At 60.2% G+C, this 24,423-nt stretch carries 25 protein-coding genes and 1 pseudogene; 12 read left to right on the top strand and 14 right to left on the bottom strand.

Annotation, left to right across the window (positions count from 1 at the left end):
* Positions 1 to 20: 20 nt before the first annotated feature.
* Together CLV45_RS11655 and CLV45_RS11650 are read right to left on the bottom strand one after the other, a co-directional pair.
* Positions 21 to 479, bottom strand: coding sequence for a hypothetical protein (locus CLV45_RS11655; protein ID WP_100336523.1), 459 nt, complete (start codon positions 477 to 479; stop codon positions 21 to 23).
* Between the two features lie 30 nt (positions 480 to 509).
* Complete coding sequence (locus CLV45_RS11650) at positions 510 to 1,061, bottom strand: RNA polymerase sigma factor (RefSeq protein WP_100336522.1); 552 nt, start codon at positions 1,059 to 1,061, stop codon at positions 510 to 512.
* 233 nt (positions 1,062 to 1,294) lie between these two features.
* Between CLV45_RS11650 and CLV45_RS11645 the strand changes: the two genes are divergently transcribed.
* The gene (locus tag CLV45_RS11645; protein ID WP_211289927.1) at positions 1,295 to 4,540 is read left to right on the top strand and encodes an eCIS core domain-containing protein; all 3,246 of its coding nucleotides are present in this window, start codon (positions 1,295 to 1,297) and stop codon (positions 4,538 to 4,540) included.
* A 130-nt stretch (positions 4,541 to 4,670) separates the two neighbouring features.
* Positions 4,671 to 5,348, top strand: a complete 678-nt coding sequence (locus CLV45_RS11640) for a hypothetical protein (protein ID WP_100336521.1) — start codon at positions 4,671 to 4,673, stop codon at positions 5,346 to 5,348.
* Between the two features lie 21 nt (positions 5,349 to 5,369).
* On the opposite strand, the gene CLV45_RS11635 is transcribed toward CLV45_RS11640, so the two are convergent.
* On the bottom strand, positions 5,370 to 6,098 hold the full coding sequence (locus tag CLV45_RS11635) for a DUF481 domain-containing protein (RefSeq protein WP_157807428.1): 729 nt from the start codon (positions 6,096 to 6,098) through the stop codon (positions 5,370 to 5,372).
* 147 nt (positions 6,099 to 6,245) lie between these two features.
* Here CLV45_RS11635 and CLV45_RS11630 point away from each other — a divergent pair, with 147 nt between their 5' ends.
* From CLV45_RS11630 to CLV45_RS11615, 4 genes are all read left to right on the top strand, one after another.
* Complete coding sequence (locus CLV45_RS11630) at positions 6,246 to 6,830, top strand: hypothetical protein (protein ID WP_157807427.1); 585 nt, start codon at positions 6,246 to 6,248, stop codon at positions 6,828 to 6,830.
* Positions 6,831 to 6,968: 138 nt separating this feature from the next.
* Positions 6,969 to 7,547 (top strand): hypothetical protein, encoded by a 579-nt coding sequence (locus tag CLV45_RS11625; protein WP_100336518.1) that lies wholly within the window; start codon positions 6,969 to 6,971, stop codon positions 7,545 to 7,547.
* A gap of 89 nt (positions 7,548 to 7,636) precedes the next feature.
* Complete coding sequence (locus tag CLV45_RS11620; RefSeq protein ID WP_100336517.1) at positions 7,637 to 8,143, top strand: hypothetical protein; 507 nt, start codon at positions 7,637 to 7,639, stop codon at positions 8,141 to 8,143.
* Positions 8,144 to 8,199: 56 nt separating this feature from the next.
* Complete coding sequence (locus CLV45_RS11615) at positions 8,200 to 8,652, top strand: hypothetical protein (protein WP_100336516.1); 453 nt, start codon at positions 8,200 to 8,202, stop codon at positions 8,650 to 8,652.
* Positions 8,653 to 8,722: 70 nt separating this feature from the next.
* Here CLV45_RS11615 and CLV45_RS11610 read toward each other — a convergent pair whose 3' ends face one another.
* Entirely contained in the window at positions 8,723 to 9,427 is a 705-nt protein-coding gene (locus CLV45_RS11610; RefSeq protein ID WP_100336515.1) for a hypothetical protein, read from the bottom strand.
* 486 nt (positions 9,428 to 9,913) lie between these two features.
* On the opposite strand from CLV45_RS11610, the gene CLV45_RS11600 reads away from it, so the two are divergent.
* The 3 genes from CLV45_RS11600 to CLV45_RS11590 all read left to right on the top strand — a co-directional run bounded on the left by CLV45_RS11600 (position 9,914) and on the right by CLV45_RS11590 (position 12,101).
* Positions 9,914 to 10,588 carry a hypothetical protein gene (locus tag CLV45_RS11600; protein WP_157807426.1) on the top strand — a complete coding sequence of 225 codons (675 nt, stop codon included), beginning with the start codon at positions 9,914 to 9,916 and terminating at the stop codon, positions 10,586 to 10,588.
* Between the two features lie 402 nt (positions 10,589 to 10,990).
* A complete protein-coding gene (locus CLV45_RS11595; protein ID WP_100336512.1) occupies positions 10,991 to 11,473 on the top strand; it encodes a YybH family protein in 483 nt (160 codons plus the stop codon).
* Positions 11,474 to 11,528: 55 nt separating this feature from the next.
* Entirely contained in the window at positions 11,529 to 12,101 is a 573-nt protein-coding gene (locus tag CLV45_RS11590; protein WP_157807425.1) for a hypothetical protein, read from the top strand.
* 278 nt (positions 12,102 to 12,379) lie between these two features.
* On the opposite strand, the pseudogene CLV45_RS25345 reads toward CLV45_RS11590, so the two are convergent.
* The 10 genes and pseudogenes from CLV45_RS25345 to CLV45_RS11540 form a co-directional block, all read right to left on the bottom strand.
* A pseudogene (locus CLV45_RS25345) lies at positions 12,380 to 12,484 on the bottom strand (transketolase family protein); the annotation flags it as partial.
* A gap of 19 nt (positions 12,485 to 12,503) precedes the next feature.
* Positions 12,504 to 14,066: a hypothetical protein gene (locus CLV45_RS11580; protein ID WP_100336510.1), complete on the bottom strand. Its 1,563-nt coding sequence runs from the start codon at positions 14,064 to 14,066 to the stop codon at positions 12,504 to 12,506.
* 435 nt (positions 14,067 to 14,501) lie between these two features.
* Entirely contained in the window at positions 14,502 to 15,461 is a 960-nt protein-coding gene (locus tag CLV45_RS11575; RefSeq protein WP_100336509.1) for a transketolase family protein, read from the bottom strand.
* A gap of 400 nt (positions 15,462 to 15,861) precedes the next feature.
* On the bottom strand, positions 15,862 to 17,262 hold the full coding sequence (locus CLV45_RS11570) for a vWA domain-containing protein (protein WP_100336508.1): 1,401 nt from the start codon (positions 17,260 to 17,262) through the stop codon (positions 15,862 to 15,864).
* 2 nt (positions 17,263 to 17,264) lie between these two features.
* Positions 17,265 to 17,552, bottom strand: coding sequence for a hypothetical protein (locus CLV45_RS11565; RefSeq protein WP_100336507.1), 288 nt, complete (start codon positions 17,550 to 17,552; stop codon positions 17,265 to 17,267).
* An 8-nt stretch (positions 17,553 to 17,560) separates the two neighbouring features.
* Positions 17,561 to 18,439: a transketolase gene (locus tag CLV45_RS11560; protein ID WP_100336506.1), complete on the bottom strand. Its 879-nt coding sequence runs from the start codon at positions 18,437 to 18,439 to the stop codon at positions 17,561 to 17,563.
* A gap of 379 nt (positions 18,440 to 18,818) precedes the next feature.
* Positions 18,819 to 19,268, bottom strand: coding sequence for a thioredoxin-dependent thiol peroxidase (bcp, locus tag CLV45_RS11555; RefSeq protein ID WP_100336505.1), 450 nt, complete (start codon positions 19,266 to 19,268; stop codon positions 18,819 to 18,821).
* Between the two features lie 21 nt (positions 19,269 to 19,289).
* A complete protein-coding gene (locus CLV45_RS11550; RefSeq protein WP_100336504.1) occupies positions 19,290 to 19,865 on the bottom strand; it encodes a lipocalin family protein in 576 nt (191 codons plus the stop codon).
* Positions 19,866 to 20,042: 177 nt separating this feature from the next.
* Positions 20,043 to 22,034 (bottom strand): M23 family metallopeptidase, encoded by a 1,992-nt coding sequence (locus CLV45_RS11545; protein ID WP_157807424.1) that lies wholly within the window; start codon positions 22,032 to 22,034, stop codon positions 20,043 to 20,045.
* A gap of 6 nt (positions 22,035 to 22,040) precedes the next feature.
* Entirely contained in the window at positions 22,041 to 22,655 is a 615-nt protein-coding gene (locus CLV45_RS11540) for a fumarylacetoacetate hydrolase family protein (protein WP_100336502.1), read from the bottom strand.
* A gap of 216 nt (positions 22,656 to 22,871) precedes the next feature.
* Here CLV45_RS11540 and CLV45_RS11535 point away from each other — a divergent pair, with 216 nt between their 5' ends.
* From CLV45_RS11535 to CLV45_RS24930, 3 genes are read left to right on the top strand one after another with little or no spacing between them, the layout of a single operon-like run.
* Complete coding sequence (locus tag CLV45_RS11535) at positions 22,872 to 23,666, top strand: M48 family metallopeptidase (protein ID WP_100336501.1); 795 nt, start codon at positions 22,872 to 22,874, stop codon at positions 23,664 to 23,666.
* A 24-nt stretch (positions 23,667 to 23,690) separates the two neighbouring features.
* On the top strand, positions 23,691 to 24,260 hold the full coding sequence (locus CLV45_RS11530) for a hypothetical protein (RefSeq protein WP_100336500.1): 570 nt from the start codon (positions 23,691 to 23,693) through the stop codon (positions 24,258 to 24,260).
* A complete protein-coding gene (locus tag CLV45_RS24930; protein WP_157807423.1) occupies positions 24,260 to 24,418 on the top strand; it encodes a hypothetical protein in 159 nt (52 codons plus the stop codon). The genes CLV45_RS11530 and CLV45_RS24930 overlap by 1 nt, the downstream gene beginning before the upstream one ends.
* Positions 24,419 to 24,423: the final 5 nt, after the last annotated feature.

Here is a 24,423-nt window from a genome sequence, read left to right as displayed (position 1 = left end):
AGCAGCGGCAAAAATAAGGATTACAGGTAGGTATCGTCGGCGGGCTGGGCGTCCAGGGCATCTTGCAGCTCATCGGGGGAGGCTTGCAGGAAGCTGTCGGTCAGGCTCCGGTCGGTGGCGGGCAGCTCGGCCAGGTCGGTGAGGGTGAGGCGGGAGTCGGCGGCCAGCAGGTACTGCACCATCTCGGTTTGGGGCACTGCTTCCAAGGCTGCTACCGGCGCCGAAGTAGCAGGTCCGGCGGCGGGCTGGCTCAGGAAAAAGCTGGTGGCAAAGCCCCCCAGCACCACGGCCGAAGCCAGGGCCGTACGCACGGGCCCGGAAAGGGCCGCCAGCCAGCCCAGCAGGGCCGACTCGCGCGGGGCTTCGGGCTGCACCCGGGCCATAATCCGGCGGGGCAGCCGCTCGAAGTAGTCGGCTGGCGGCGGAGCCAGGGGCTGGGCGCGCCGCTGATGGTCATCCAGACGAAAGGGAGTGTTCATATAGCTTAGATGCGGCCCGGGCCGCGGGGTTTAATCGTGGTGGGACTCTTCGTTGACGTATTGTTCAATTTTCTTGACGGCGTGGTGGTACGAAGCCTTTAGCGCCCCTACGCTGGTACCGGTTATGTCGGCCATCTGCTCGTAGGTTATTTCGTCGTAGTACTTCATGTTGAACACCAGCCGCTGCTTGTCGGGCAGGCGCAGAATGGCTTTTTGCAGGCGCAGCTCGATTTCGTCGCCGGCCAGGCCGGGGTCGGCCTCTACTTTTTGGGTCAGCTCGGCCGCCACATCGTTGAGGGGCAGAAAAAACTTGCGCCGTTTCGACGACAGGAAGTTCAGGCACTCGTTGGTGGCAATGCGGTAAATCCAGGTGTAGAGCGAGGCATCCTGGCGGAAGTTGCCCAGGTGGTTCCACACCTTCACAAACACGTCCTGGGTCAGGTCGTCGGCATCGGCGTGGTCGATAACCATTTTGCGCACGTGCCAATAAATCTTCGACTGGTACTTGCGCACCAGCTGATTAAAGGCCACGTTACGGGCAGCGGGGTCGGCGAACTTGGCGAGGATTTCCTGGTCTTCCAAGCAGGGGAGCGGGTTAGGAGCGGCGGGGCTGTGGTGGGTTAGAAGAGCAACAACGGAAATAGTTTAATAGCCGCGCCAAAATTATGGCGCGGCTTAGGCAGTATTGTCCCGGGAAGCTCCGTTCTACCGAGCCAGTTCCCGGCGGAAAGCACTGCTATGCTTCTCATTTATACTATATTCCAGGCCTAATATCTATGCTGGCCTTCCCCGCTGGCTTCTTCTATTCTCCGGTTATGCCCACGCCCGCCTTTAAAGCTGCAACTCCCGGCCCGGCCGCCGCTGCTGATTTACTTCCACCGTCGGCTCTTGCCGCTCCCGCGACGACGGGCCTTGGGGCCCGGCCCGCGCCCGTGGCCCAGCGCAAACTGCCCACTAGCGGGCCGGTCGGAGTGCCGGGGCCGCAGGTGGGCGGGCTGCAGGAAATGGCCAACGCTAGCCCGAAGGTAAGGCAGCTGCGGGCTTTGCAGGCCCAGGCCGATACCTACGCCACCCAGACGCGGCCCCTTCCCGGTACCGCGGCGCCCATACAGCAGAAGGCCAACCGCACGGGCCTGCCCGACGAGCTCAAGGCGGGGGTGGAAAGCCTGTCGGGTCACTCCCTGGACGAGGTGCGGGTGCATTATAATTCCAGCCAGCCCGCCCAGCTGCAGGCCCACGCCTACGCCCAGGGCACCGACATTCACCTCGCCCCCGGCCAGGAGCAGCACCTGCCCCACGAAGCCTGGCACGTGGTCCAGCAACAGCAGGGCCGCGTGCAGCCCACCAGGCAGCTCCCAAACGAAGTGGCAGTGAACGATGATGCTGGGCTGGAGCACGAGGCCGACGTGATGGGCCAGCAGGCCCTGCAACTGAGCAGCTCCTGGACGCCGGAAGTTGCGCCGCTACGTCCTCAGCCCGCCGTGCGGCAGTTATATTCAGCCGTAGTGCAGCGCCGCACCACCGGGCTAACCACCATCAAAACCACTCCCGAGCACACGGGTACCCGCCAGCGGGAGCAAGCAAGGCCCGGCGGAGACTCCGAAACGGTGGTGCAGCGCCTAGCCACCCAGATTCGGACCCAAGCCGGGGAAAAAGGGGCGCCGGTTATCCGCCAGGTGGTGGTGCGGGGCCGGCCCTCGGCGGTATATGGTAACTCGATGGGCGACCATACCACGGCCTTTATTGTGCACGTGGAAGGACTCAACGTCAACCTGGTGGGCCAGACTATTGCCCAGGGTATTGTTTTCATGAACGGCATGGCGGACCACCTGCGCGCCTTACCCGGCTACCAAAGCCTGGTCCTCCACGACGATAACCAGCCCATTCGCCAGCGTTATACCGAAGCCGAAAACAGTTTGCGGGCCAACCTGGCCAGTGCTTCCGTTACCCCGGATGCCCAGGTGCAGATGCACCTGCTGCAGGAGGCAATTGGGGCCTACCTGGAAGCCCGGGAGCTGATTCCCTTCAGCACGATAAACGTGGGGGAGAAAAGCAAGGGCAAATCGGGGAAGGGCCACGGCGAATCGGGGCCGGCCGGGGTGCTCAGTGCCGCCGAACAGCTGGTCCGGGCCAAAAAAGGGGGGTGGGATAAAGCCAACGTGGTGGCGGCCATCTACGGGCTGTTCGACTTTCAGTCGGCCGGCATGGCCGCCTCGGAAGTTAACGATGGGCAGCTGGCCCGCATGACCGGCGGCATCGACTTCCGGACCCGCAGAGAAGGAGCCCCGGTTCGGGTGGAGAAACCCCTGGAGCGGCTGACCATGATGTGGCGGCAACACCAGCTGAGTATCGGGCAGCTGTATCCGGAGGTGTTTGCGCTGGTCAAGGACGGCCTGAGCGAGGATCATCTGATAAAGGCTATGGATAGTTCCATTAATCTGGACTTTGAGTACCTCATGGCCGATGCCACCCGCTTTATCAAACAGCTTAACGCCGAATTTCACAACCTGAGCCAGTACTTTAACTACGGGGCCAAAGGCCTGAGCTCGGGCGAAAATATCGTCATTGCCCGGGCCAAGAAGCTCAATGCCGTGTACGCCAACCAGTCGGGGCTAATGCGGATAATTGCGGAAATGCACACGCTGAACAAGCTGGCCGGCGGCCGGTTCACCAACCATATCTTCGGCTTTGAAGCCCAGGTCAAGCAGTACCGGAATTTAGACGAAACCCTGCCCCACTTCAGTTTTGACAAAGAGGGGGAAGCCATGTCGAATACCATCCAGGACCAGATCAAGAATGCGGAAGCTGGCCGGGCCAAGGCCGAGGGCTATGCCGGCCCCGGGCCCGTGAAGAATCTGGGCGAGCTGGGCTCCGCTATTACGGGCCGGCCCATTGAGAATTTCCTGGGGCAGATTAGCGCGCCGGTTAAGTCCGAAGACAAAGACGAGGAGACGGAAGACACGGAGAGTTTTGCCGTCAACAGTTCCAAAACTTCCACCCTGAGCAGCGCCATGCACTCCATGTCGATTCAGGTCATGCTCAACGGCGCGGGCCGCATCAGTGGGATGCTGTCGGCCGGCCGGCCCGACTCACCCTTCAAGGGCACCATGGGGGCGCACTCCACGGCCTGGGCCGCGCACCTGGACCGGGTCCGGGCTGCCATTCGGAACCATACGATTCCCGACGCCTACGCCGCCTTGCAGGGGCTGAGCGACCGGGTAATGGAGTTGTACAACGCGCAAAAAGGCAAGCCCCTGGGCAACAATGCCCAGGGGCTGATAAAAGATACCTGGCAACGAATGAACCAGTTGGGGGGCCTGAAGCCCACTACGGCCGACTTGTCAAGCTTGCAGCAGTTTATTGAAGCTATTCTCTCCTTCTACAACCTGATTCCCGGCGTTTCCCGGGACCGAATCGATACCACCGGCAAAGGCGAGGGTACCTACCGGGCCCGCCTGCTGGCCTTCGAAACCAGCGGAACCGGCACCAAAGAGAGCATTGATGAGGCCATAAAGGGAATGTTTGACGGCAAGGGCCGCACCGGGGTGCTGTGGGAAAACCACATGCGGGTTATTGCCGAAGCCTACCCCAATTCGTTTAACCTGATCAGGAGCAACACCCCGCACCCCAACCCCAACACCGCGTCAGCATCGGCCCCGGCCCGGCAGGAGCAGGAGGAAGACGCCGACGAAATCCAAACCCTGAGTCATGAGCAGGTCGGCGAAATGGAGCAGGCGCTGAAAGTAGACAACAGCTGGTTGCTCCACCAGAATAACTGCCTGATAAACGCCGTGGCCAGCGCCAATGGCACGCCGCTGCCGCTGCCAGTGCAGACCATTGTCGCTATCCGGGCCGAAATTGGCGCCAATCTGGGGACGATGCTGTTTGCCTCCCCGCGGGTGCTGGATATTATTGCCCGCCACCTGGGCCTGCCCAACGGCGTCGTGGTGGTATACCACCGCAGTGGCTACACGGACGAAACCACCGAGGTGCGCAACGGCGGCGGCAACCCGGTATACATCTTCCACGACGGGGTGAACCATTTCACGCCCCTGCGGTAGGCCGGGCCGGGGCGGCCCACCGCGGGGTAGCAGGCCGTTTGTCCGTAAGTTGCGGCCCCAATCCGGGCGTAGCCAGCCGTTGGCCGGCCCTTTTTTAGCTGTATCTAATTCGTTCCGCGTGTCTCTTTTTTTGCGCCCGTTCGCCGTTTACGGCTCTATTTGCGGCCTCACCCTGCTAGCGGCCTGTTCGACCAAGCAAGCCGACAACTCCGCCGCCCAACCGGCCCCGCCACCCGTGGCCGCCGCTGATTCGGCGGGCCCGGCGCCCGGCCCGGCCGCTCCGGCTACCAAGCCGCAGGTGGCCGACTCAGCTAACCTTTCCCCCAAGTTCTTGCAGGGCCTGCGCGGGCTGGGCGGGGCGGGCACTTACTCCGTGCGCGGGCAGTGGCTGCGCATGGGCCAGGACGACTCCGTGCGGTTTCCCCTGGACTTACCCGCCGGCAAACCCGTCGTGTACACCGGCCGGCAGGGCGCCCAAACCATTACCCTCACCCTGACCCGCTTGAATTATACCAGCCTGCGCTTTGCGGCCGACGCGGTGGGTGGCAGCACCGGCCCGCAGCACGAGGAAGGCGTGGCCGACCTGAACCCCGGGTTTCTGCTGGCCGCCGAAGTGCCCGAAGACACCGAAAGCCAGGTTTCCTACGGGGCCAACGAGTACCTGGGTGAAACCCCGACCCGCAACTTTTCCATCCTGGTGGGCATTGGCCCCGACGCCGACAAGGCCGAGCTGAGCATCGTTGATGCCACGGGCAAGCCCCTGGCCCAGTGGCAGAGCGTGCCCACCCTGCGGCGGCCCACGCTCTAGGTTGGCCGCGGCCCGCCCCGCTTACTTCGTGCTAAAGGCCACGCCCACCGTCACGTTGGTGTTGTCGGTGGGCTTGCCTTCCAGCACCCGGCTTTCGAAGGTGTAGGTATAGGTACCGGTCAGGGCGAAGCGGGGGCTGAAGCGCAACGCCAGGGTGGTGAGCTGGGTGGCGCGGTAGTCGGCCGCGTTGCGCAGGTTGGGCTGGTAGAGGGTGGTCGAGTTGAGCGAGAAAACCCGGTAGGAGTACACCAGCTTGAGGCGGGTGGAGCTGCGCGAAACGAGCCGCTCGGTGCCATTCTGAAAGTAAGTGGCTTCGCGCAGAAACAGGTTGCTGACGGCCACTTCCCGGCCCAGGGAGTCGGCGTAAAAGGCCCAGCCCGGCCCCAGGCCCAGTTGATACCGGTTGGTGATGCCCCGCAAGTTGCTGCGCTCGTAGCCCCCGATGCCGTAGAAGCGGAACCGGCCCTTCCAATAGTAGGGCGTTGCGTTGAAGGTCCATTCGCGCTCCTTGAGCAGCTTGTCCTGCTTGCCAAACAGGAAGCTGCCGGTTAGGGGAGCCCCGAAGTGCAGGCCCCGCAGAATGGTGGCCGAGTGGGAGGTCGAGAACAGGGTGCGGCTGACGCCCCCGGCCGAGTACTGCCCGGCCAGCTGCCCGCTGTAGCGGATTAGGGTCGTATCGGCCTGCTGGGCGCGGGCCGGCCGGAACGCCCCGAGCAATACGGCGGGCAGAAGCAGGTAGCGAAACGTCATGCCGAGTGCGGTAGGGCAGCTATGGTGAGCGGCAAAGGTAAACAGGCCCGCCGAAGCCGCTACTTCTAGCCAATTTCTATATCTTCCGCCGCGCCGGCTGCCCGGCGCCATAAGCAGCTTACAAATAGCTTAGTTATACCCCGCTAGATGAATCCGTTACTACTTGCTTTGGGCCTGCTGCTCGGCGGCGGCCTGCTGGGCCAGCCCGCGGCGGCCCCCGCCACTCCGGCCCCGGCCCCGCCGCTAGCCCAGGACGCGGATTGCGTGCGGGGGGCCGCCGAGCCCATCGTGAAAAAGGCCGTCTTTCCCCGCTCCACCTTCCGCCTGCTGCCCGACAAGATCAACGGCATCGAAACCATAGCCTGCCCCAACGGTGACCAGGTCGTCATCTACAACGAGGGCTGCGAGTATTACATGCTGCGGTTTCTCATTACCACGGCCCGGTTTGGGCCGCCCACCACCAACCCGGCGCCCTGGTTTCGCCACGCCGCCACGCTCATGAGCGGCCTGCTGCCCGGCCTGCAGGCGCCCATCGACCTGCCCCAGGGCATCCGGCTGCTGACGGCCCGCCTCAACCAGGACCAGAAAAAGCCGGGCCGCCCCCTGGCCCTGGGCGAAGATATTTTCTACGGTTCCAAAACCATGCGCAGCTCCGTGTCCATTGACAGCCTGGCCCGGGGCGCCGGCAACCAGACGGTGGTGGCAGTGACGTTTGCCATTGGCCCCTTGTAGCGGGGCGTAAGCCCGGCCCGGCTGCCGGAGCCGGCCCAATACCGCCAACCTACTATATTGCCGCCGGCTCCCCGCGCCGCCAAGAAACTCCCAGGATATTCCCCCGCTATGTTGCCGCGCTATTTACCGTATTGCCTCTTGCTGCCCGCCACCGTACTAGTTGCCGCCTGCCAGTCGGCGCCGGCCGCTGCGCCGCCCCAGCCCGTACCCGCGCCGGCCTTGGCCGCCAGCCCGGTCCCGCCGAGGGCGGCGCCGGTAGCGGCGGCCAAGGCCGCCGAAGCAACTGCCGTAGCCGAAGACGCCCCGGCCGACAGCACCAGTGCCGACTACGCCACCTTCTTCGTGGTCGTGGCCGACACCAGCCGCTCGTACCCGGCCCTGCGCCGCCATATGCTGGGCCTGAGCCAGCAGTACGCCCTGCCCATTGATACGCTGGGCCGCTACTTCGACGCCCGCAAAAACCAGATTATCCTGCCCGCCGATGACGAGGACGAACTGTACGCCGGCGAGTATTACCCCCGCCGCTTCCCGGGCCACACCCTGAGCCTGGAGTACCTGAACGAGTATAAAGACCAGGCCGGCGCCAAAACCATGGCCCTGGTCACGGGCATCTACCAGCAGGAAGCCAGTGCCGACAGCGCCCTGGCCGTGCTGCGGCGGGCCGACCAGAACGCCTTCAAGCTTACCTCCCGCATCTACGTGGGCTGCATGCACTAGCCCGCCGCCAACGGCCATACGGCTAGTTATGGGCTGTTTGGAGTTCCCGCCCTTTTCCCCCTTTATCCGCTCACTTTACCCGTATCCGTATGCGCTACCTTCTCGCCCTGGCCCTGTGCAGCTTCACCGTGCTGCCCTCCGAACCGCTGCTCAACCCCAGTAAGTCCCTGGTCAACGCCAAGCTGCCGTCTTATACCACCAAGCAAGAGCTGCTGCGGGCGCTGGGCCCGCCGGCCCGCATTGCGGCGGTGGGCGAGGAGTGCCACACGAGCCGGGAGGAGGCCGCCGCCAAGGTGCGCCAGCGCTACTACTTCGCCGGCAAGACGAGCTTTTTTCTCGACCACGACCAGGCCGAGCTCGAATTGCTGGATTTTCGCTCCGGTAAATACACCTACCAAACCCCCACTATCACCCTGACCGGCAAAACTACCCTGGCCGATTTGCAGAAAGTGTATCCGGCCGCCGTGCGGGCCGCTTCCATCTCCAAGCGCGGCACGGAGGTGAGCCTGATGACCTGCGCCAACTGCGACGACCGGGTTCACCTCTTCTTCGAACAGGGCCGGCTGGTAGAACTGGAGCTCTGGGAGCCGTGCTAACCCTTGCCGCGCTTTGGTCGCCGGTAGGTCGGGGCCACTTACTCCGCCTCGGGGCTTTGCTGCTGCTGTTGCCCGGCTGCGGGGTGCTGCCCCAGGGGCGCCAGGCAGCCTGCGGGTGCTGTGCCCCGGTCTACCAATCCATAGAAAGTGCCCAGCGCTGTTTGGAGCCGCCGCCGGGCCCCGGCCGCGCCGCCGATTCGCGCCTGCTGCTGCTGGCCTTCCTGGGGCCCGACCAGCCCGCCACCCCGCCGGCCGACTGGCGCATTCTGGGCTCGCCCGCCCTGGTTGCCTACGCCCAAAAGCGGTACTTATTGGTAACCCTGCCCGCCAACGCCCGCCTCCGCTACCCGGGGGCGCCGGTGCCGGAGCTGGAAGAGGTGCGCCAGCGCTACCCCGGGCAAACGTTCTTTGTGCTGGTCAACCAGGCCTTGTACCCCTTTGCCGACTGGCCCGCCACGGCCGACGAGTCCTTTATCCGGAGTCGGCTCAGCAACGGCAACGGACCCTAACCCCGCCAAACGGCCCCGGCTGCATCACGCAGCCGGGGCCGTTTCGGTTTATTCGGATTGTCTGGTGGGGCTACGCGGTGGGCTGGGCCGGAGCCTGCTTGCCCGCGCCGGGCTGGTGCTGGTTGAAGTACCTTTTATCGAAGTAGGAGACGGCCTCCCGGGGCTGCTCGTCGAACACCAGGCCCAGGGTGCGGGCGTTGCGCGAGAGCTGCCGGGTGAGCAGGGCCCGCTCGGCGGCGCTGCCCACGCTGGCGTCGGCCTGCTGCTTTTTCACCCCGCTCTGGGTGGCCAGGGCTAAGAGCAGGGCGTCGCGGTGGCGTTTGTAAGCGGCCTTCACCTCGGCCTCGAAGGGGCCACCCAGGTCCTCGAAAGCCGTATCGAGGCGCTCCAGCAGGCCGGGCCACTCGCCGTGACGGGCCTGGTGGTACTCGGAGTTGCCGCGCGGAAAAAAGCGCAGGCGGTCAGCTTCCTTTTTAAGCTTGTAATAAATGGCTTCCTGGCCCTCGCCCACCAGCCAATCGGTCATGGCCTCCATGGCCTCATGCAGCGTGAGAGTAGTACCCTTGCCCGTGCTGCTGGCCGTCGCCGACTGACTACGCCGCCCAAAATACGCGGTGTAGCACGCCTCGGTAGCCTTTATCAGGTCCGCGAACCGGTCCTTTTCGTTGCCCTTGCGCAGGCGCTCCAGGTGGTCCCGGGTCCCGGCTTCGAGGTCGTCGAAGCTCAGCTCAATATCAGCGAACCAATTGCTAAAGATCTTTTCAAACGAAAGCATAATGGGAAGTAGATAAAAGGATTGAAGATGGGTCTAGGTAGAGATAATAGTTGAGTTAACCTAACTGAAAAACAGCGCACTACCCGCCACACGCGTGATAGGCGCTGCGAAGTTTTCCGGAGCACCCATCACAGCTGTGATAGGTAGGGCGAAGTTTTCCGGAGTGCCTATCACAGTCGTGATGGACGGTGCGAAGTTTTCCGGGGCATCCATCACAGTCGTGATGGGTGGGGTGAAGTTTTCCGGAGTACCTATCACGGCTGTGATGAGTGAGGCGGAGTTTTCCGGAGAGGCTGTCACGGGTGTGGTGGGGGAGGTGGAGATTTTCCGGAGGGATGGGGAAGGGTTTGGTGGGGGTGGGGTTAATACTGGCTGAAATATGTATTCAATAAAATAAAAACAAAGCATGTCATACACTAAACTTATATTGCCTAACCATAGTATTTACTGTTGCTTCTTGCAGTGCAAATAATAACTGAAAGCCTTATGAAACCTCAAGTAATTAACAGGAGAAAAGATGTTTCAGATGATGATTTAGAAATCGTTCTCCAAGATTTAGGAAAGCTTGAGAAGCTATTTATTGAAGAGGCTAGGTTGTTCCTGCAGATCGGTGGAAATAAAGGGCATCTTCATACGATGGATTTATTTGTTTCTGCTATTATAAATAGGGCTATTTCTTTAATGAATGGTTTTAAAACATTGGCATATGTAAATAATTATATATCTGCTGTTCCTCTGATTAGGATTCAGGTTGATAATTGCCTTAGATTTTACGCATCAACATTGGTAAAAGATTACAATGACTTTTTTATTGAATACTTGAAAGGGGGTCATATTAGAAATATGAAGTCTGCCTCTGGTGAAAAAATGACAGACACTTATCTAGTTACCAAGTTAGATAAAGAGTTGTTTCCTGGTATTCATAATCTCTATGTGAATACATCTGGACATATTCATCTGAGCAATGAGCATTCTTTTTTACAAACAAAAATAGTTTCAAATGAAGGAAGAACTATATCGACAAGAATAGGAAATTTTGATTTCTTTGCTATTGATGAAAAAGTTGATTTTGCATTTAATATGTTTAAGGCGAGCCAAATGCTTCTACAGCTAACGCAAAGCTGGAAGTTTCAAAAGGCCAAAGTTGAAGCTAAGATGTAAAATAAATCATATCTAATCAATGAATCTAGTGCCAACGTCAGGTATAAGTTTTCTGAATAGTGATAATAAAAACGGCTCCGGTTGCGCGATGCAATCGGGGCTATTTTTATTACCACTAACTTGAAGAACCTATTTGGCCTTGCGGGCTAGTGCTTTCTCCACGGCCGCCAAGATGTTGTTTCCAATCAGGCCGTATGGAAGTGCCAACCTCGCCACCTGAGCCATGCCCGGCCACCATGTCCAAGGGCAGGAGTAATCAGCAACCCGTTCCCGCGGGTGATTTTATCCCAGACCATCTTTATTACATTCCTACTATATTGACTTGCCATCAGGTCAATAGCGTGCTGCCCGGGCAGCAGCAGTGGCCCGGAGTGATTCACTTGGTTCACCACGTATCTCAGTATGAAAAAGCTCCTTGCCATCCAGCTGCTTACCATCCTCTTCGCGCTGCTGTGGCACCCGGTAGCCGCCCAGCAGGCGGACCAATCGAAGGACGAGGCGGCCCTCCGGCAGGTGGTAGCCGACTACGAAAGCGCCTGGAACCGCCACGACGCCAAGGGCCTCGCCGCCCAGTACCACCCCGATGCCACCTGGGTGAATTGGTTTGGGGCGTATTCCAAAGGCCAGCCGGCAATTCAGGAGCACTACCAGACGGTGCACGGCACGTACTTCAAAACCTCGCACTACTACACCCGCGCCATTGAGGACGTGACGTTCGTCAAACCCGACGTGGCCATCCTGCACGTGCGCACCGGCCTGAGCGGCGACGAGCGGTACCCCGGGCAAACCTTTGAGTTTCGCCGCACCCTGGTGCTTACCAAGCGCGCCGGGGCCTGGCGCATTTTGGCGGGCCAAAACGCCAAGCTGAACGAAGGCATTAAGTAAAGCGCCACGTTAAACCCGAAGCGCCATCCTAACGACGAAGTTTACTCCTCGCCTTATGACTGAAACGCGTTTTTCCAGGCTTAGCCGGTATTGCACCCTGCTCGTGACGGTGGCTATTTGGGCGCTGCTGGCCTGGAGCCATTTCCACGGCGGTGTGCCGAGTCATCATTTCCTGGCTCAGCAGGAGCTGCCCGCCGTTTCCAACGGGTGGGGTGGGCTCTTGCTGCCGGTGCTTACGTGGTTGCTGCTGTCCCGCATCCGGCAGCGGGTTTTCGGCCCCACCCGGGCGGACTCCGACCCAACCCCGGCTTTGCGGCGGGCGCTGTACGGGTTTGCGGGCGCTTTGCTGTTCGGCGTTTTAATCTCGGGGCTGTTTACGGCCGGCGAGCCGGATATGGCGGGCAATGTAATGCTGGGCTTGTTTGCCCTGGCCTTCTTCGTCCCGATTTACCGGCCCGAGTGCCTGCTGGGCTTTGTGCTGGCCATGACCTATACTTTTGGGGCCGTGCTGCCCACCATTATCGGTACCGTATTGGGGCTTATTGGCTGGGTAGTATACGGCGTTATCCGGCGCGGCCTGGTGTACGTGGGGGCAAAGATTTTGCAGCGGCTACCGGCTACACAATAATACCCTCGCTCTGGAATATGGTGGGGTAATAGGAAGCAATGTTTCCCGGATACATAACGCTTGTAGCTTTCATTCCTACAGAAACGGCCCCGGCTGCATGGCGCAACCGGGGCCGTTTTGATATAAAATAGCAAGTAAGAGTGACTTGCTAAAAACGTCTGTCATGCTGAGCGAAGTCGAAGCATCTCTACCGCAGTAGTAATTAAATTACTGTGACAACGAAGCAGTAGCGATGCTTCGGCTGCGCTCAGCATGACGTTCTGGTCATTGGTGAAGAACTACTTGGCCTTGTGGGCCAGTACTTTCTCCACGGCGGCTACGATGTCGTTTTCCATCAGGCCATATTTCTCCAGGAGCTGGTTGGGGGTGCCGGACTCGCCGAAGCCTGCTGCCGCCACCGCTCTAGAGTTTGCTGATGCGGAAGCTCGTCTTCAGCCCGGGGCCGGTTTGCACCACGTACAGACCTTCCGGCAGCGCGGCCACCGATACGGCGGCACCTTCGCCTTGCAGCAGCACCCGGCCCATCAGGTCGCAGATGCGGAACTTGGAGGCACCCGGCAGATGCAGTAGGTCCGTGACGGGGTTAGGATACGCGGTGGCCGGCTGCGCCGCGTCGGGTTGCGGCGTGCCCAGTACCTGGCAGGCCTGCTGCACGGCCGCGTTGGTGTTGCACCCGGTGGCGTTCTGGGTGAAGTAAGCCAGCCCATTGCGGTTCAGGTAGCTGCAAATCCAGGGTACGGCGCAGATGGCCAGGGCCGTATTGTATTCTATGCGCAGGGTGGAAAGCGGAGTGTAGCTGGAATAAGCAAAGGCGTCGATAATGGAAGTCAGCCGCGGGTTAAATGATACCTGAATCAAACTCGGCGCCGCGGTGCCGCTAAAGCCACTGATTCGCTGCAGCTTGGCATTGTCGGTAACTTGTACCGTATTGGTGAAATTCGCGTTTTTAAAGCCCGTTACCGCTTCCAGGGCCGGGTTGCCGCTAATACTGGCCGTCACGCCTCTGCTACCGGCAAAGCCGGGAATTTCCTTCAGGGCGTTATTGGTATGAATAGAAAGGGACTGGGTATTCAGGCCGCTGAAGCCCGTGATGCTCGTGAGCTGCTCATTGGTGTTGATATTAACGATGCCAGTTTCGCTGACCACCAGGCCGCCGTTAAACCCCGAAAGGGTGGTCATGGCCGTGTTAGCACCGATGTACAGATTCGTCAGGGATTTTAGGTTGTTGAAGCCCGTAAGTTCCTTGAGCGCCGGGTTCATGAAAATCATCATACTGCCCGAGGTAGCCAGCGCGCCCAGGCCGGTAATTTCCTCCAGCAAGGGGTTATCGGTTATCGACACGACGGGCTCGGGCAGTTGGGTCGGGGGATTCGTGGGAATTGGCTGGACGGTCGTCAGAGCATTTAGGCCGCTAATGGAACGCAGGGATGCACACTGGCTAATGCTGAGCGCGCCCGTCTTGGAAAGTGAAGTGAAGCCGGTTATGGCGCCCAGGGCGGCATTATTACTGATTGTTACCGTTCGGGATTTGCTCAGCAGCGGGAAGCCGGCTATGAGCGTCAGGGAGGGATTGTTCATGATAATCACATCCCCCCCAACCGTTGCCAGGCTTTGGAAGCCGTTGACCGGTATAAAGTTGAGCGCAGTGCCACCGGTAATGTACAAGCCACCGCCAATCTGCGTGATATTGCTCAGGGGCCCGATATCGGTCAGGTCATGCAGGCTGATGGACACCGAACCCGTAACGGACGTAATACCGGCCAAGGGGCTCAGGTCGAAGATGCCGTCGGTGGGTTGTCCCACTACTCCGCCGGTTATGGATAGGTTGTCGATGCCAGTGCAGGTCATGTTCCTGAAAGCGTCTACCTCGGTCTGGGTTCTTAATTCGAGGTTGCAGGTATGAGCCTGGGCCTGGGCTTGCTGGGCAAAAATCAGCAGGCTGACAATGAGTAGGAGTTGCTTCACCAGGAGGGTAGAAAAAGGTAGAATAGGAGCCTGGCCTTTAGGCAGGCAGTAGAAGTGGCTTTGGCAATGGAGCTATTACAGCGGTACAGCCGCCGAGTAGCCGGAGCTGCACCACTGGCCCGACGCTACAAATGCCAGCCTAAAAGTACTGCCTTCCAGGTGGCGTTTTTATACCCACTTCTAGGTATTTTGGCCGTATACAGCCAGTATTGGCACTTGTCAGCTTTCTGATACAGGTACTTTAGCAAACAAACCGGCCCCGGCTGCATGGCGCAACCGGGGCCGGTTTGTGTTTTTAGCAAGGCAACAACCGTCTTGCTAAAAACGTCTGTCATGCTGAACGAAGTTGAAGCATCTCTACCGCTTCGTTGCAACGGCATTTGATTACCACTGCACGCGAGATTCCCCGGCTTCGCTCGGAATGACGTTCGGGAGTTACTTCGCCTTGCGGGCCAGTACTTTCTCCACGGCTTTCACGATGTCGTTTTCCATCAGGCCGTATTTCTCCATGAGCTGGTCGGGAGTGCCGGACTCGCCGAAGGAGTCATTCACGGCCACCATTTCCAGGGGCAGGGGCTCCTCGCGGGCCAGCAGCTGGGCGATGCTGTCGCCGAGGCCGCCGTTCATCTGGTGCTCTTCGGCCGACACCACGCAGCGCGTCTTGCGCACCGAGGCCAGGATGGCCTGGGCGTCGAGGGGCTTGATGGTGTGGATGTTGATGATTTCGGCGTCGATGCCTTTCTCGGCCAGGATGTGGCCGGCCAGGATGGCCTTCCACACCAGGTGGCCGGTGGCGAAGATGCTCACGTCGGCGCCTTCGTTGAGCATCACGGCTTTACCGATTTCAAACTTCTGGTCGGCGGGGGTGAAGTTGGGCACCACGGGGCGGCCGAAGCGCAGGTACACGGGGCCTTCGTGCTCGGCAATGGCGATGGTAGCGGCCTTGGTCTGGTTGAAGTCGCAGGGGTTGATGACCGTCATGTGGGGCAGCATCTTCATCATGCCCAGGTCTTCCAGAATCTGGTGGGTGGCGCCGTCCTCGCCCAGCGTGACACCAGCGTGCGAGGCGCAGATCTTCACGTTCTTATCCGAGTAGGCAATGCTCTGGCGGATCTGGTCGTAGACGCGGCCGGTGCTGAAGTTGGCAAACGTGCCGGTGAAGGGAATCTTGCCGCCGATGGTGAGGCCGGCCGCAATGCCCATCATGTTGGCTTCGGCAATACCCACCTGGAAAAACCGCTCGGGGAAGTCCTTTTTGAAGGCATCCATCTTGAGCGAGCCGGTGAGGTCAGCCGTGAGGGCCACCACGTTCGGGTTGCTCTTGCCCAGCTCGTGTAAACCCACGCCAAAGCCGGAGCGGGTGTCTTTTGATTCGGTGTAGGGGAAATCTTTCATGCGGTATGGGAAGGTTTTGAGTTCTATGTTTCGTGTGTTGTCGTTTTCGTCTGTCTTCCTTGGACTCAATGGGCGGTGATACTGTCAGCAACATCTACTTCAGATGGATACTGAGGTGAAAATTTTATCAGGATTGAATCACCCTCCGCGTATCTGGTTCCGCTGTGTCCTTGGGCATCATATAAGCTGTCTTTGTACCGGTAACGGACGTCTACGGTCCAGACGGAACCATCTACGAATGTGCTGGTAACAACTGCTTTTCGATAAATACCAGCTGTTTTTATCGCCGCCCTCACGGTTTCGACGTGCTGATAAAACAGAAGTCCACCAATAATCAGAACTGGCCAAATAATAAGGCCAGAGTAATGCCGAAGCCAGTCATCAAGTTGCTTCCAACTCATCACTTACTAAACATACTCACCGAGCTAGTTTGGCCGCTGCGGATGGTGAAGTTGCGCACGTCGGTGAACTTGCTGCCGGTGGCCGTGGCGGTGCGAAACACCAGGCGGTAGGCCCCCGGCTGCATCGGCAGGTTGACTTTGCTGCTGCCTTCGGGCAGGTTGTACACCCAGGTCTGCGACTCGTCGTTGTTGAGGCGGTAGATGCTGCCGTAACCTTTCAAATCCGTCACGATGTTGAGCGTGCCGGGCGCGTCGTAGGTTACGGCCGTTTCCTGGCCCTGCCGGATGCTGATGCGGCGCACGATGCGGGGCAGGGTGAGCAGCTCCACTTCGTAGTTGCCGGCCAGCAGCTTTTGCTTGGTACCCACGTTCAGACTGACCACCGTGGCCGGGTTGCCCTGGGCCCGCACCACCGCCTGCACCTTGCCGTAGGGATTCGGCGAAATGTTCGGCGACTGTAAGGCCAAGGTTCCCTGGGGCGTTTTGTAGGTCAGCACGTTGGCCTTGCCGGGCCGGATGGGCAGGTTGGCCTGCCGCACCGGGGGCACCGTGTTGATGACCAAATCGTAGCTCTGCAGCGCGTCGATGTCGAGCACGTCGGGTTTGCCTTGCGCGTCGCGGTAGTGCACGTAGTTGTACTCCGGCGTTTCCGTGACGTTGTTGACGAAGGTCATATTCACGTTGCTTTCCACGGGCTTACCCGCCTCGTCAGTCAGGTTGATGCTGACCGTGGTTTTGGTCAGCGTCTGGGAAATGACGTTGTCGAGGATGGTGCGAAAGGTGCTTACGTCGGCCGCGTTGTAGTACTGGCCCAGGCATTCGAGCTGCTTGCCAAAGTCCCGCTCGGCCCCGAGCCCAATAATAAACGGGCGCAGGAATACGTGCTTGCGCTGCAACGCCACCGAGGTAGCGCACGGGTCGCCCTTGCACGATTCCAGGCCGTCGGTTATCAGAATCAGCACGTTACGGGAGCTTTTGTCGGTCGGGAAGTCCCCGGCCGACTGCAGGATGGAGTAGGTAATCGGGGTGTTGCCCTGGGCTTTCAGCGTGGCGAGGCGGGCCTTGATGGCCTTGGCGTTTTTGGGCGCGAAGGGCACTTCCAGCTTCGAGTCCTCGCAGTTGTTTTCCGAGTTGGGGTGCTGGTGCCCGTAGGCGCGCAGGGCCAGCTCCAGGTTGGGGTAGGCGTTGAGCGAGTCCACCATCTTCGAGAGCAGACTGCGGGCCACGTCCCAGCGGGGCTTGCCTTCCCAGGGCGCCATCATCGAGCCCGAGGCATCGAGTACGAACAGGATGCGGGTGACCTTGGGCTTTTCCGGCGGCACGTTTTGGGCAACTACAGGAGCCGCTAGCCACAGCGTGACCAGCAGCAACCAGTACTTTTTCCAAAACGCACCTTTCATGGCTACTCAGCTTGAATTGTTTGTGCGGATGTGCTGGCTGGCTCGACCGGCGTTACGACAAGTGCCATAAAGCCAATAATGGCGACGCCAGAGCCAATCAGTGTCAACAGCCGGGTTGGCTTAGGTTTATTGACAGTGACCGTAAGCAACAGCAAGGCTACACCAGCTGCTAGTACAGCGGCGCACAAGCTTGGTACGAAGCCGTACTCGCCCTTAATGGCCATTGGTACTGAAACTACCCAAATTGTGTAAAGAATGGGAGAGTAGTATTCCCCGACTAGCTTGTCCATGACAGCCCCTAGTAGTCGCCGGCTTCTTCTACCAGCAGCTGCTGCAGGGCTTTTTCGAGCTGCTCGTCGTTCGGAGCGGTGCCGTGCCACTTGTGGGTGCCCATCATGTAGTCCACGCCGAAGCCCATCTGGGTGTCCATTAGGATCATCGTGGGCTGGCCCTGGCCGCTGAGCTTACCGGCTTCTTCCAGAGTCGGAATCAGCTTTTCGAGGTCGTTGCCGTTGGTTTCCAATACGCGCCAGCCAAAGGCTTCGAACTTGGCGCGCAGGTTGCCCAGGTCCATGATTTCCTTGGTCGAGCCGTCAATCTGCTGACCGTTGCGGTCCACGATGGCAATCAGGTTATCGACTTTGTGGTGGGGGGCATACATGGCCGCTTCCCACACCTGGCCTTCTTCCAGCTCGCCGTCGCCCATGAGCACGTACACGAGGCGGTTGTCGCCGTTGAGCTTTTTGGCCTGGGCCGCACCGATGGCCACGCTCATGCCCTGGCCCAGGGAGCCCGAAGCAATGCGGATACCGGGCAGGTGCTCGTGGGTGGCGGGGTGCCCCTGCAGGCGCGAATTCAGCTTGCGGAAAGTCGCCAGCTCACTGACGGGGAAGTAGCCCGAGCGGGCCAGCACCGAGTAGAAAACGGGCGAAATGTGGCCGTTCGACAGGAAAAACAGGTCTTCGCCTTCGCCTTTCATGCTGAAGCTGGGGTTGTGCTTCATGATGCGGAAGTAGAGGGCAACCAGCAAATCGGTGCAGCCAAGGGAGCCGCCGGGGTGGCCGGAGTTAACGGCGTGCACCATGCGCACGATGTCGCGGCGCACCTGGGCCGCAATCTGCTTGAGCTCTGCCGTGCTTTTCGGTGCGGCAGTGGTAAGGGTGTTTTCCTGGGACATGGAATTAGGAAGAGGGTTTAGATGGGCAAAGGTAACGGTCTTGGCGAAGGCGCCCAGCCCGAAAAGCAAGGCTTCTTACCACAACCGATAACGATAGGCGGGGTTAATGTGCTCAAGTGCTAATGTGAGTGAATGTGCTAAGGCTGAATGTGGGAAATGTGGTTGAATGTGGAAAATGTGTCCTTGCGAGCTTACGAAGCAATCCGTCCTCTGAAGTGTGCGGAGCCTTCTAGCGTAAAAAGCCCTTTCCCACGCAGGTAGGAAAGGGCTTTTTGGTAAAAAAACGGTTCGTACTGCGTAGCGGACGGATGGCTTCAGCCTTTGGCTTCGCAAGGACAGAACCTCATTCGCACATCAGCACATTCTCCACATTCGCACCTTAAGAAAGCAGCTGGGCGGCGTGGTTCTTGGTGTCGACTTTCTCGATGACCTTTTCGATGATACCCTGCTCGTCAATCAGGAACGTGTGGCGCATGGTGCCCATGTACTTGCGGCCGTACATCGATTTTTCCTGCCACACGCCGTAGGCTTCCACAATTTTCTTGTCGGTATCGACCAGCAGCGGGAAGGGCAGCTCGTACTTCAGTACGAACTTCTGGTGGGACTTGGCGCTGTCGACGCTCACGCCGATGACCTGCACGTTTTTGGCCGTGAGTTCGTCCTGGTGGTCGCGCAGGTTGCAGGCCTGGGCCGTGCAGCCGGGCGTGTCGTCTTTGGGGTAGAAGTAGAGGGCGACTTTCTTGCCGCGCAAGTCTTGCAGGCGGATGAGGTTGCCATCCTGGTCAAGGGCTTCAAAATCGGGGGCGGGGGTGCCGGGGGTAAGGGCCATGAGGCGAAGGGGTAAGGGCGGTTACGGTTTGCCAGCCATGGGCTGGGGCGTAAAAATCAGGTTTTCCGTCGGAAAACCCAGCGAATGGGCCAGGCCCACGAGCCGGTCCCGGATGGGGCGCTCCAGGTGGGGCGTGCGGCTCAGCAGCCACAGGTTCTGGCGGCTGGGCTCCCCTACCAGGGCGTAGCGGTACTCGGGGTCGTGGTCCAGGATCCAGTAGTCGCCCTCGAAGGGCCAGAAAAAGCTGACCCGCAGCTTGGCGTTGGTGGTGGCGTCCACGATGCGGGCGGTGCCTTGGGCCGTTTCCACCGGGCCGTTCAGGTCATTTTTGTGGCAGGTGTTGAGCACCGATACTTTGCCATCGGGCCGCAGCTTATACTCGGCCGTGACATGGGCGCAGCCTTTCTCGAAGCGGGTGGGCAGGCGGGCAATTTCGTACCACAGGCCCATGTAGCGGTGCACGTCCACGTGGGGCGACACGGGCAGCGGGGCGTGAAGCTGGCGGCGGAAATACGCGTAGGCCGCCACGCCGGTGGCGACGGTAGCTACGGCGGCCCCGAGCAAAACGGGCTGGCGGCGTTTGGGAAATTTGGCCATGATAGTGAGTGGGTTGTAGCGCGAACTTTACAGTTCGCGTGGCAGAACGAAAATCGTTGTAGAGGCACGAGCCGTAGCGCGAACTACCAAGTTCGCGCTACAACTCTACGGGCAGAACTGTTGAGAAGATGCCCACGAAAAAAGGCGGACCACGCGGCCCGCCTTTTCTTATGATTTCTACAAATTAAAGCTCAGTACTTTTTCATTACCGGCCTGGTCGGTGATGCGCAGCGTGGCCGGGCCGCGCAGGGGCGGGCCCACCGTGTCGTTGGGCTCGGTGAAAAGGGTGGAGTTCTTGTACTCGTAGCGCAGCAGCCGGAACCGGCCGCCCACCAGCAGGGTGTAGCTATTCAGGCCCGAGAGGTTGTCGCCGACCTGAAAAGTAAGGCCGCCGGCACCCTTGCGCACCAGCCGCGCCGAGGGCGGAATGGTGTCGGAGAAGATGCGGAACTGCCCGAACACCTTGGCCGGAAACGTTACCTGGTTGCCTTCCCACTTGCCGCCCACGTAGCTACGCCCCCCGCGGGCATTGACCAGATACACGGCCGAATGCTCCTTGTCGGCCACCTCGGTTGGGGGCTTGAGCGTGATGCGCAGCGGCAGATACAACGACTGCCGCGGGCTTTGCACGGTCCAGGCCCCGTCCTTGTAGCTGGTTTGCAAATACAGCGTGTCGAACAGGGTCTGGGGCGCGAAGCTCAGATTCAGAAAGTTGTCGGCGAAGCCCTGCTCGGTGCCGGCCGGAATCAGGGCCTGCCGGTCGAAGCGCTTGGTGATGCCCCCGAAGCGGATGGAGTCGGGCAGGCCGGCGCGCAGGTCGTAGAGGTACACGTTCTGGCTCTGGGTGGTGTAGCTGGGCTTGAGCTCCAGGCGGCGGGAGCCGCGCAGCAGCACGGCGTTGGCGCCCTGACTGGCCGTGTCGGGGTCGGCGGCAATAACCTTGAGAATATTGCGGGTTATTTCCCAGCGCAACGCCGGCTTTTTCACCGCTGCGCTGCGGGTTTTGGTGTACTCCGGCTTCTGCCCGCGCAGCACGAACGACAAGGGCGTGGTGTTGCCGTAGGAGTCGCTCATCAGCACTTCCACGCTGTAGAGCTTCCCGTCTTCCACCCGCAGCTTGCCCTTGCCGGGGCCGGTGGTGTACATACTCAGGTCGTTGCCGTCGTCCACGAAGAGCTTCTGCAAGGTGCGGCCCTGGGTCATCATCCACTCGTAGTCCACGTGCTGGTTCACGGTGCGGGTGCCGCTGGGAAAGGGCACGTTGTCAACCGTGTGGGCGTAGTGGGGCTGGCCGTTCACCTTCACCTCGACTTTCTGCAGGCCGTTCTTGTTCCAGGCATTATCGTACCGGTCGAAGGCCTGGAGCAGGATGCCCACCGTGCCGTAGGCGTTGATGGTATCGGGCCAGGCGGTGGCTACGCCGGCCGCGGGGGCCACTTTGGGCACCAGCACGGCTTTGTCGAAGCGGCCCTGCACCCGGGCGTCAATCGTGAGCGGCTCCACGGCAAAGGCCTGCAGCGTCGGAGCAATGTGGTCCTGAATTTCACTGAACCCGCCCCACTGCAGGGGGTTGAGCTGGTTGTCCTGGGCGTCGCGCACTTCCCAGTGCAGGTGGGGACCGGCCGAGCCGCCGGTGTTACCCGACAAGGCCACGACTTCGCCCCGCTTCACCGGAAACTGGTCCTTGGTAAAGAACATTTCCTGCTCGTAGCTCTGCTTTTCGTACTGCTTCTCCCGCAACGCCGCCGCCACCGGACCCATAAAGCGGTTCAGGTGCCCGTACACCGTCGTCAGCCCGTTGGGGTGGGTGATGTAGAGCACGTTGCCGTAGCCGAAGGCCGACTGCTTCATGCGCGAGACGTAGCCGTCGGCCGAGGCGTAGACGGGTAAATCCGTGCGGCCGTCGGTTTTAATGTCGAGGCCGCCGTGGAAGTGGTTGGGGCGCAACTCGCCCATACTGGCAGCCAGAAAGTTGGGCTTGCCCGGCTTAATCGGGAACAGAAAATAGCCCGGCGCCACCGCGGAGCGGGGCGAGGAGCCTTGCTTGGCTGCGGGCTTGGTCAGCGAATCGGGTTCCTGGCCGGCCATGGGGGCGGGGCGCAGACCCATCGTGGTGAGCAGCGTAAGCAGTAAAATGGGGGCCTTCCCCCGGAAAGGTGTGTGCAGCACTCGACTCTACTTTACCGACAATTCCAACAACTTCTCATCCTCCAAGTAGCCCGTCAGCTGGTCGCCAATCTTGACGGGGCCCACGCCGCTGGGCGTGCCAGTAAATATCAAATCCCCCATTTTTAGGGTGATAAAGCGCGAAATATAGGCAATCTGGGCCGCGAAGTTGTGCAGCATCATGCCCGAGTTGCCCTGCTGCTTCACCTCGCCGTTCACCTCCAGACGGAAGTTGATGTTGGCCAGGTCAGCAAAGTCCGCCACGGGCTTAAACGTAGCCGACAGGGGCGCCGAGCCGTCGAAGCCCTTGGCCAAATCCCAGGGCAGGCCCTTGCTTTTGGCCTTGCTCTGCAGGTCGCGGGCCGTGAAGTCGATGCCCAGGCCGATGGCGTCGAAGTAGGTGTGGGCAAATTTCGGGTCGATGTTCTTGCCGTTTTTGCTTACCCGCAGCACCAACTCGATTTCGTGGTGAATGTCGGTCGAGAAATCGGGGTAGAAGAAGGGCATGCCGCGCTGCAGCAGGGCCGTTTCGGGCTTGGTGAAAATGACGGGCTCGTCGGGCGTTTCGTTGTTGAGTTCGGCAATATGTTCGGCGTAGTTGCGGCCTATGCAGAGTATTTTCATGGAGGGGGAAGTCGGAAGAAAAGGTGTTTGGCCAAAAATAGCGCTTATTCGCGGCCCGGAAAATCAAAATGCCGCCTACGTAACGCGGCGGCGTCCCGTTGGCCTGCCCGGGCCTAAACATTTTACCCGCCGCTATTCGTATAGCAGCACACCCGGCCGCGGCGGCTGCTACGGTTCTGCTGCCGCGCCATTGTCCTTTCCAATTCCGACGCTACCATGATAAAAAAAGTCATGCTGGCCGGCTGCCTGTTTATGGCCGCGGCCTGCTCTACCGTCCCGATTACCGGCCGCCGGCAGCTCAGCCTGGTTTCCGACGCCGAAATCAACGCCCTGGCCGTGCAGCAGTACCAGGAAGTGCTGCGCACCAGCAAGCTTTCCACCGATGCCAACGCCACGGCCATGGTGCGCCGCGTGGGCCAGCGCATCGAGCAGGCCGTCGAAACCTACTTCCGCAGCCAGAATCAGCAAGACCAGCTGGCCGGCTACGCCTGGGAGTTCAACGTACTTGAGGACAAGCAGGAAAACGCCTGGTGCATGCCCGGCGGCAAGGTGGCCGTGTATACCGGGATTCTGCCCATCACCCAGGACGAAAACGGCCTGGCCGTGGTCATGTCCCACGAAATTGCCCACGCCGTGGCCAAGCACGGCTCGGAGCGTATGAGCCAGGGCCTGCTGCAAAGTTACGGCGGGCAGGCCTTGTCGGCAGCCTTGGCCACCAAACCTGAGGGTACCCAGCAACTGGCCCTGCAGGCCTTTGGCGTAGGTTCTTCCGTCGGGCTGCTCAAGTACGGCCGCAACCAGGAGTCGGAGGCCGACCACCTGGGCTTGATCTTCATGGCCATGGCCGGTTACAACCCCGACGGCGCTATTACGTTCTGGCAGCGCATGGACGCCCGCGAAAACCAGGCCGCCCCGCCCGAATTCCTCTCGACTCACCCCTCCAACGGTACGCGCATCGCCGATATTCAGCGGGAGCTGCCCGAGGCGCGTAAGTATTACAAAGCCCGCTAATTTCGGGGCTTCGGCCCTTGCTCAATGAAAGTATTCTCCCGTTCTGCGCTGTATCTGGCCCTGCTCACGTTGCCCTTGCTGGGGATTGTGGCGGGCTGCGAAACTACCAAGCGCGGTTTTCCCGAAGTAAGTTCTCCCGGCAAAGACCCCGAGGAAGAAGCCAACCGCCGTAAGCGCGAGGGCGTCAGCACCCAGCTGGCCCGTCTCAATGAGGGCAAAATCGAGTACATCATGCCCCGGGCCCAGCTGGCCACGGCCTTTATCCGGGAGTTCAACGATGGCACGGTGGTCGACAAAACCATGATCCGTAAGGTGCAGGAAAGCCCCAAGGACAAGCCTATTTACTACTTGGTGGGTATGGGCCTGCGCGACGGAATGTTCCGCTCCATGGCCCTGCCCCTCATCACTTCCACCGACCAGAGCCTGTACCTGAGCTCCCACGCCGAGCGCTACACCATTACCAGCGTGGGCTGCTCGTTCTGCTACTTCTCCTTCGAGAAAAACCAGATTACCGGTACCACCTGCGGCGACAACAGCGGCGGCAGTCGCTGCGACCTGGTCGTGGAAAACAGCAACAACCTGTTTCGTAAGTAATGAACCGCAAATGGCTGCTGCGTCTCGGGCTCACGGCCCTGGCCCTGCTGGTCACCACCGACCGGCGCCGTTCCCAACCCATTCGGCCTCAACCACCGGAGCCCCCGCGCCCCGATGATGCAAACGAGGCAAAAGAAAAAGGCCCGCTTACTTCGTAGCGGGC

It is taken from the genome of Hymenobacter chitinivorans DSM 11115, assembly GCF_002797555.1.
GTDB lineage: Bacteria > Bacteroidota > Bacteroidia > Cytophagales > Hymenobacteraceae > Hymenobacter > Hymenobacter chitinivorans.
The sequence above is the reverse complement of the archived record's forward strand: the minus strand, read 5'-3'. Positions and strand labels throughout refer to the sequence as shown.

Excerpts from the sequence above, each read along its gene's own strand:
- CLV45_RS11540 (WP_100336502.1), bottom strand. The coding sequence starts at position 22,655 with ATGAAAATACTCTGCATAGGCCGCAACTACGCCGAACATATTGCCGAA.
- CLV45_RS11595 (WP_100336512.1), top strand. The coding sequence starts at position 10,991 with ATGAAAAAGCTCCTTGCCATCCAGCTGCTTACCATCCTCTTCGCGCTG.
- CLV45_RS11565 (WP_100336507.1), bottom strand. The coding sequence starts at position 17,552 with ATGGACAAGCTAGTCGGGGAATACTACTCTCCCATTCTTTACACAATT.
- CLV45_RS11620 (WP_100336517.1), top strand. The coding sequence starts at position 7,637 with ATGCGCTACCTTCTCGCCCTGGCCCTGTGCAGCTTCACCGTGCTGCCC.
- CLV45_RS11600 (WP_157807426.1), top strand. The coding sequence starts at position 9,914 with ATGAAACCTCAAGTAATTAACAGGAGAAAAGATGTTTCAGATGATGAT.
- CLV45_RS11630 (WP_157807427.1), top strand. The coding sequence starts at position 6,246 with ATGAATCCGTTACTACTTGCTTTGGGCCTGCTGCTCGGCGGCGGCCTG.
- CLV45_RS11635 (WP_157807428.1), bottom strand. The coding sequence starts at position 6,098 with ATGACGTTTCGCTACCTGCTTCTGCCCGCCGTATTGCTCGGGGCGTTC.
- CLV45_RS11560 (WP_100336506.1), bottom strand. The coding sequence starts at position 18,439 with ATGTCCCAGGAAAACACCCTTACCACTGCCGCACCGAAAAGCACGGCA.
- CLV45_RS24930 (WP_157807423.1), top strand. The coding sequence starts at position 24,260 with ATGAACCGCAAATGGCTGCTGCGTCTCGGGCTCACGGCCCTGGCCCTG.
- CLV45_RS11645 (WP_211289927.1), top strand. The coding sequence starts at position 1,295 with ATGCCCACGCCCGCCTTTAAAGCTGCAACTCCCGGCCCGGCCGCCGCT.
- CLV45_RS11535 (WP_100336501.1), top strand. The coding sequence starts at position 22,872 with ATGATAAAAAAAGTCATGCTGGCCGGCTGCCTGTTTATGGCCGCGGCC.
- CLV45_RS11610 (WP_100336515.1), bottom strand. The coding sequence starts at position 9,427 with ATGCTTTCGTTTGAAAAGATCTTTAGCAATTGGTTCGCTGATATTGAG.
- CLV45_RS11570 (WP_100336508.1), bottom strand. The coding sequence starts at position 17,262 with ATGAAAGGTGCGTTTTGGAAAAAGTACTGGTTGCTGCTGGTCACGCTG.
- CLV45_RS11550 (WP_100336504.1), bottom strand. The coding sequence starts at position 19,865 with ATGGCCAAATTTCCCAAACGCCGCCAGCCCGTTTTGCTCGGGGCCGCC.
- CLV45_RS11575 (WP_100336509.1), bottom strand. The coding sequence starts at position 15,461 with ATGAAAGATTTCCCCTACACCGAATCAAAAGACACCCGCTCCGGCTTT.
- CLV45_RS11590 (WP_157807425.1), top strand. The coding sequence starts at position 11,529 with ATGACTGAAACGCGTTTTTCCAGGCTTAGCCGGTATTGCACCCTGCTC.
- CLV45_RS11530 (WP_100336500.1), top strand. The coding sequence starts at position 23,691 with ATGAAAGTATTCTCCCGTTCTGCGCTGTATCTGGCCCTGCTCACGTTG.
- CLV45_RS11655 (WP_100336523.1), bottom strand. The coding sequence starts at position 479 with ATGAACACTCCCTTTCGTCTGGATGACCATCAGCGGCGCGCCCAGCCC.
- bcp (WP_100336505.1), bottom strand. The coding sequence starts at position 19,268 with ATGGCCCTTACCCCCGGCACCCCCGCCCCCGATTTTGAAGCCCTTGAC.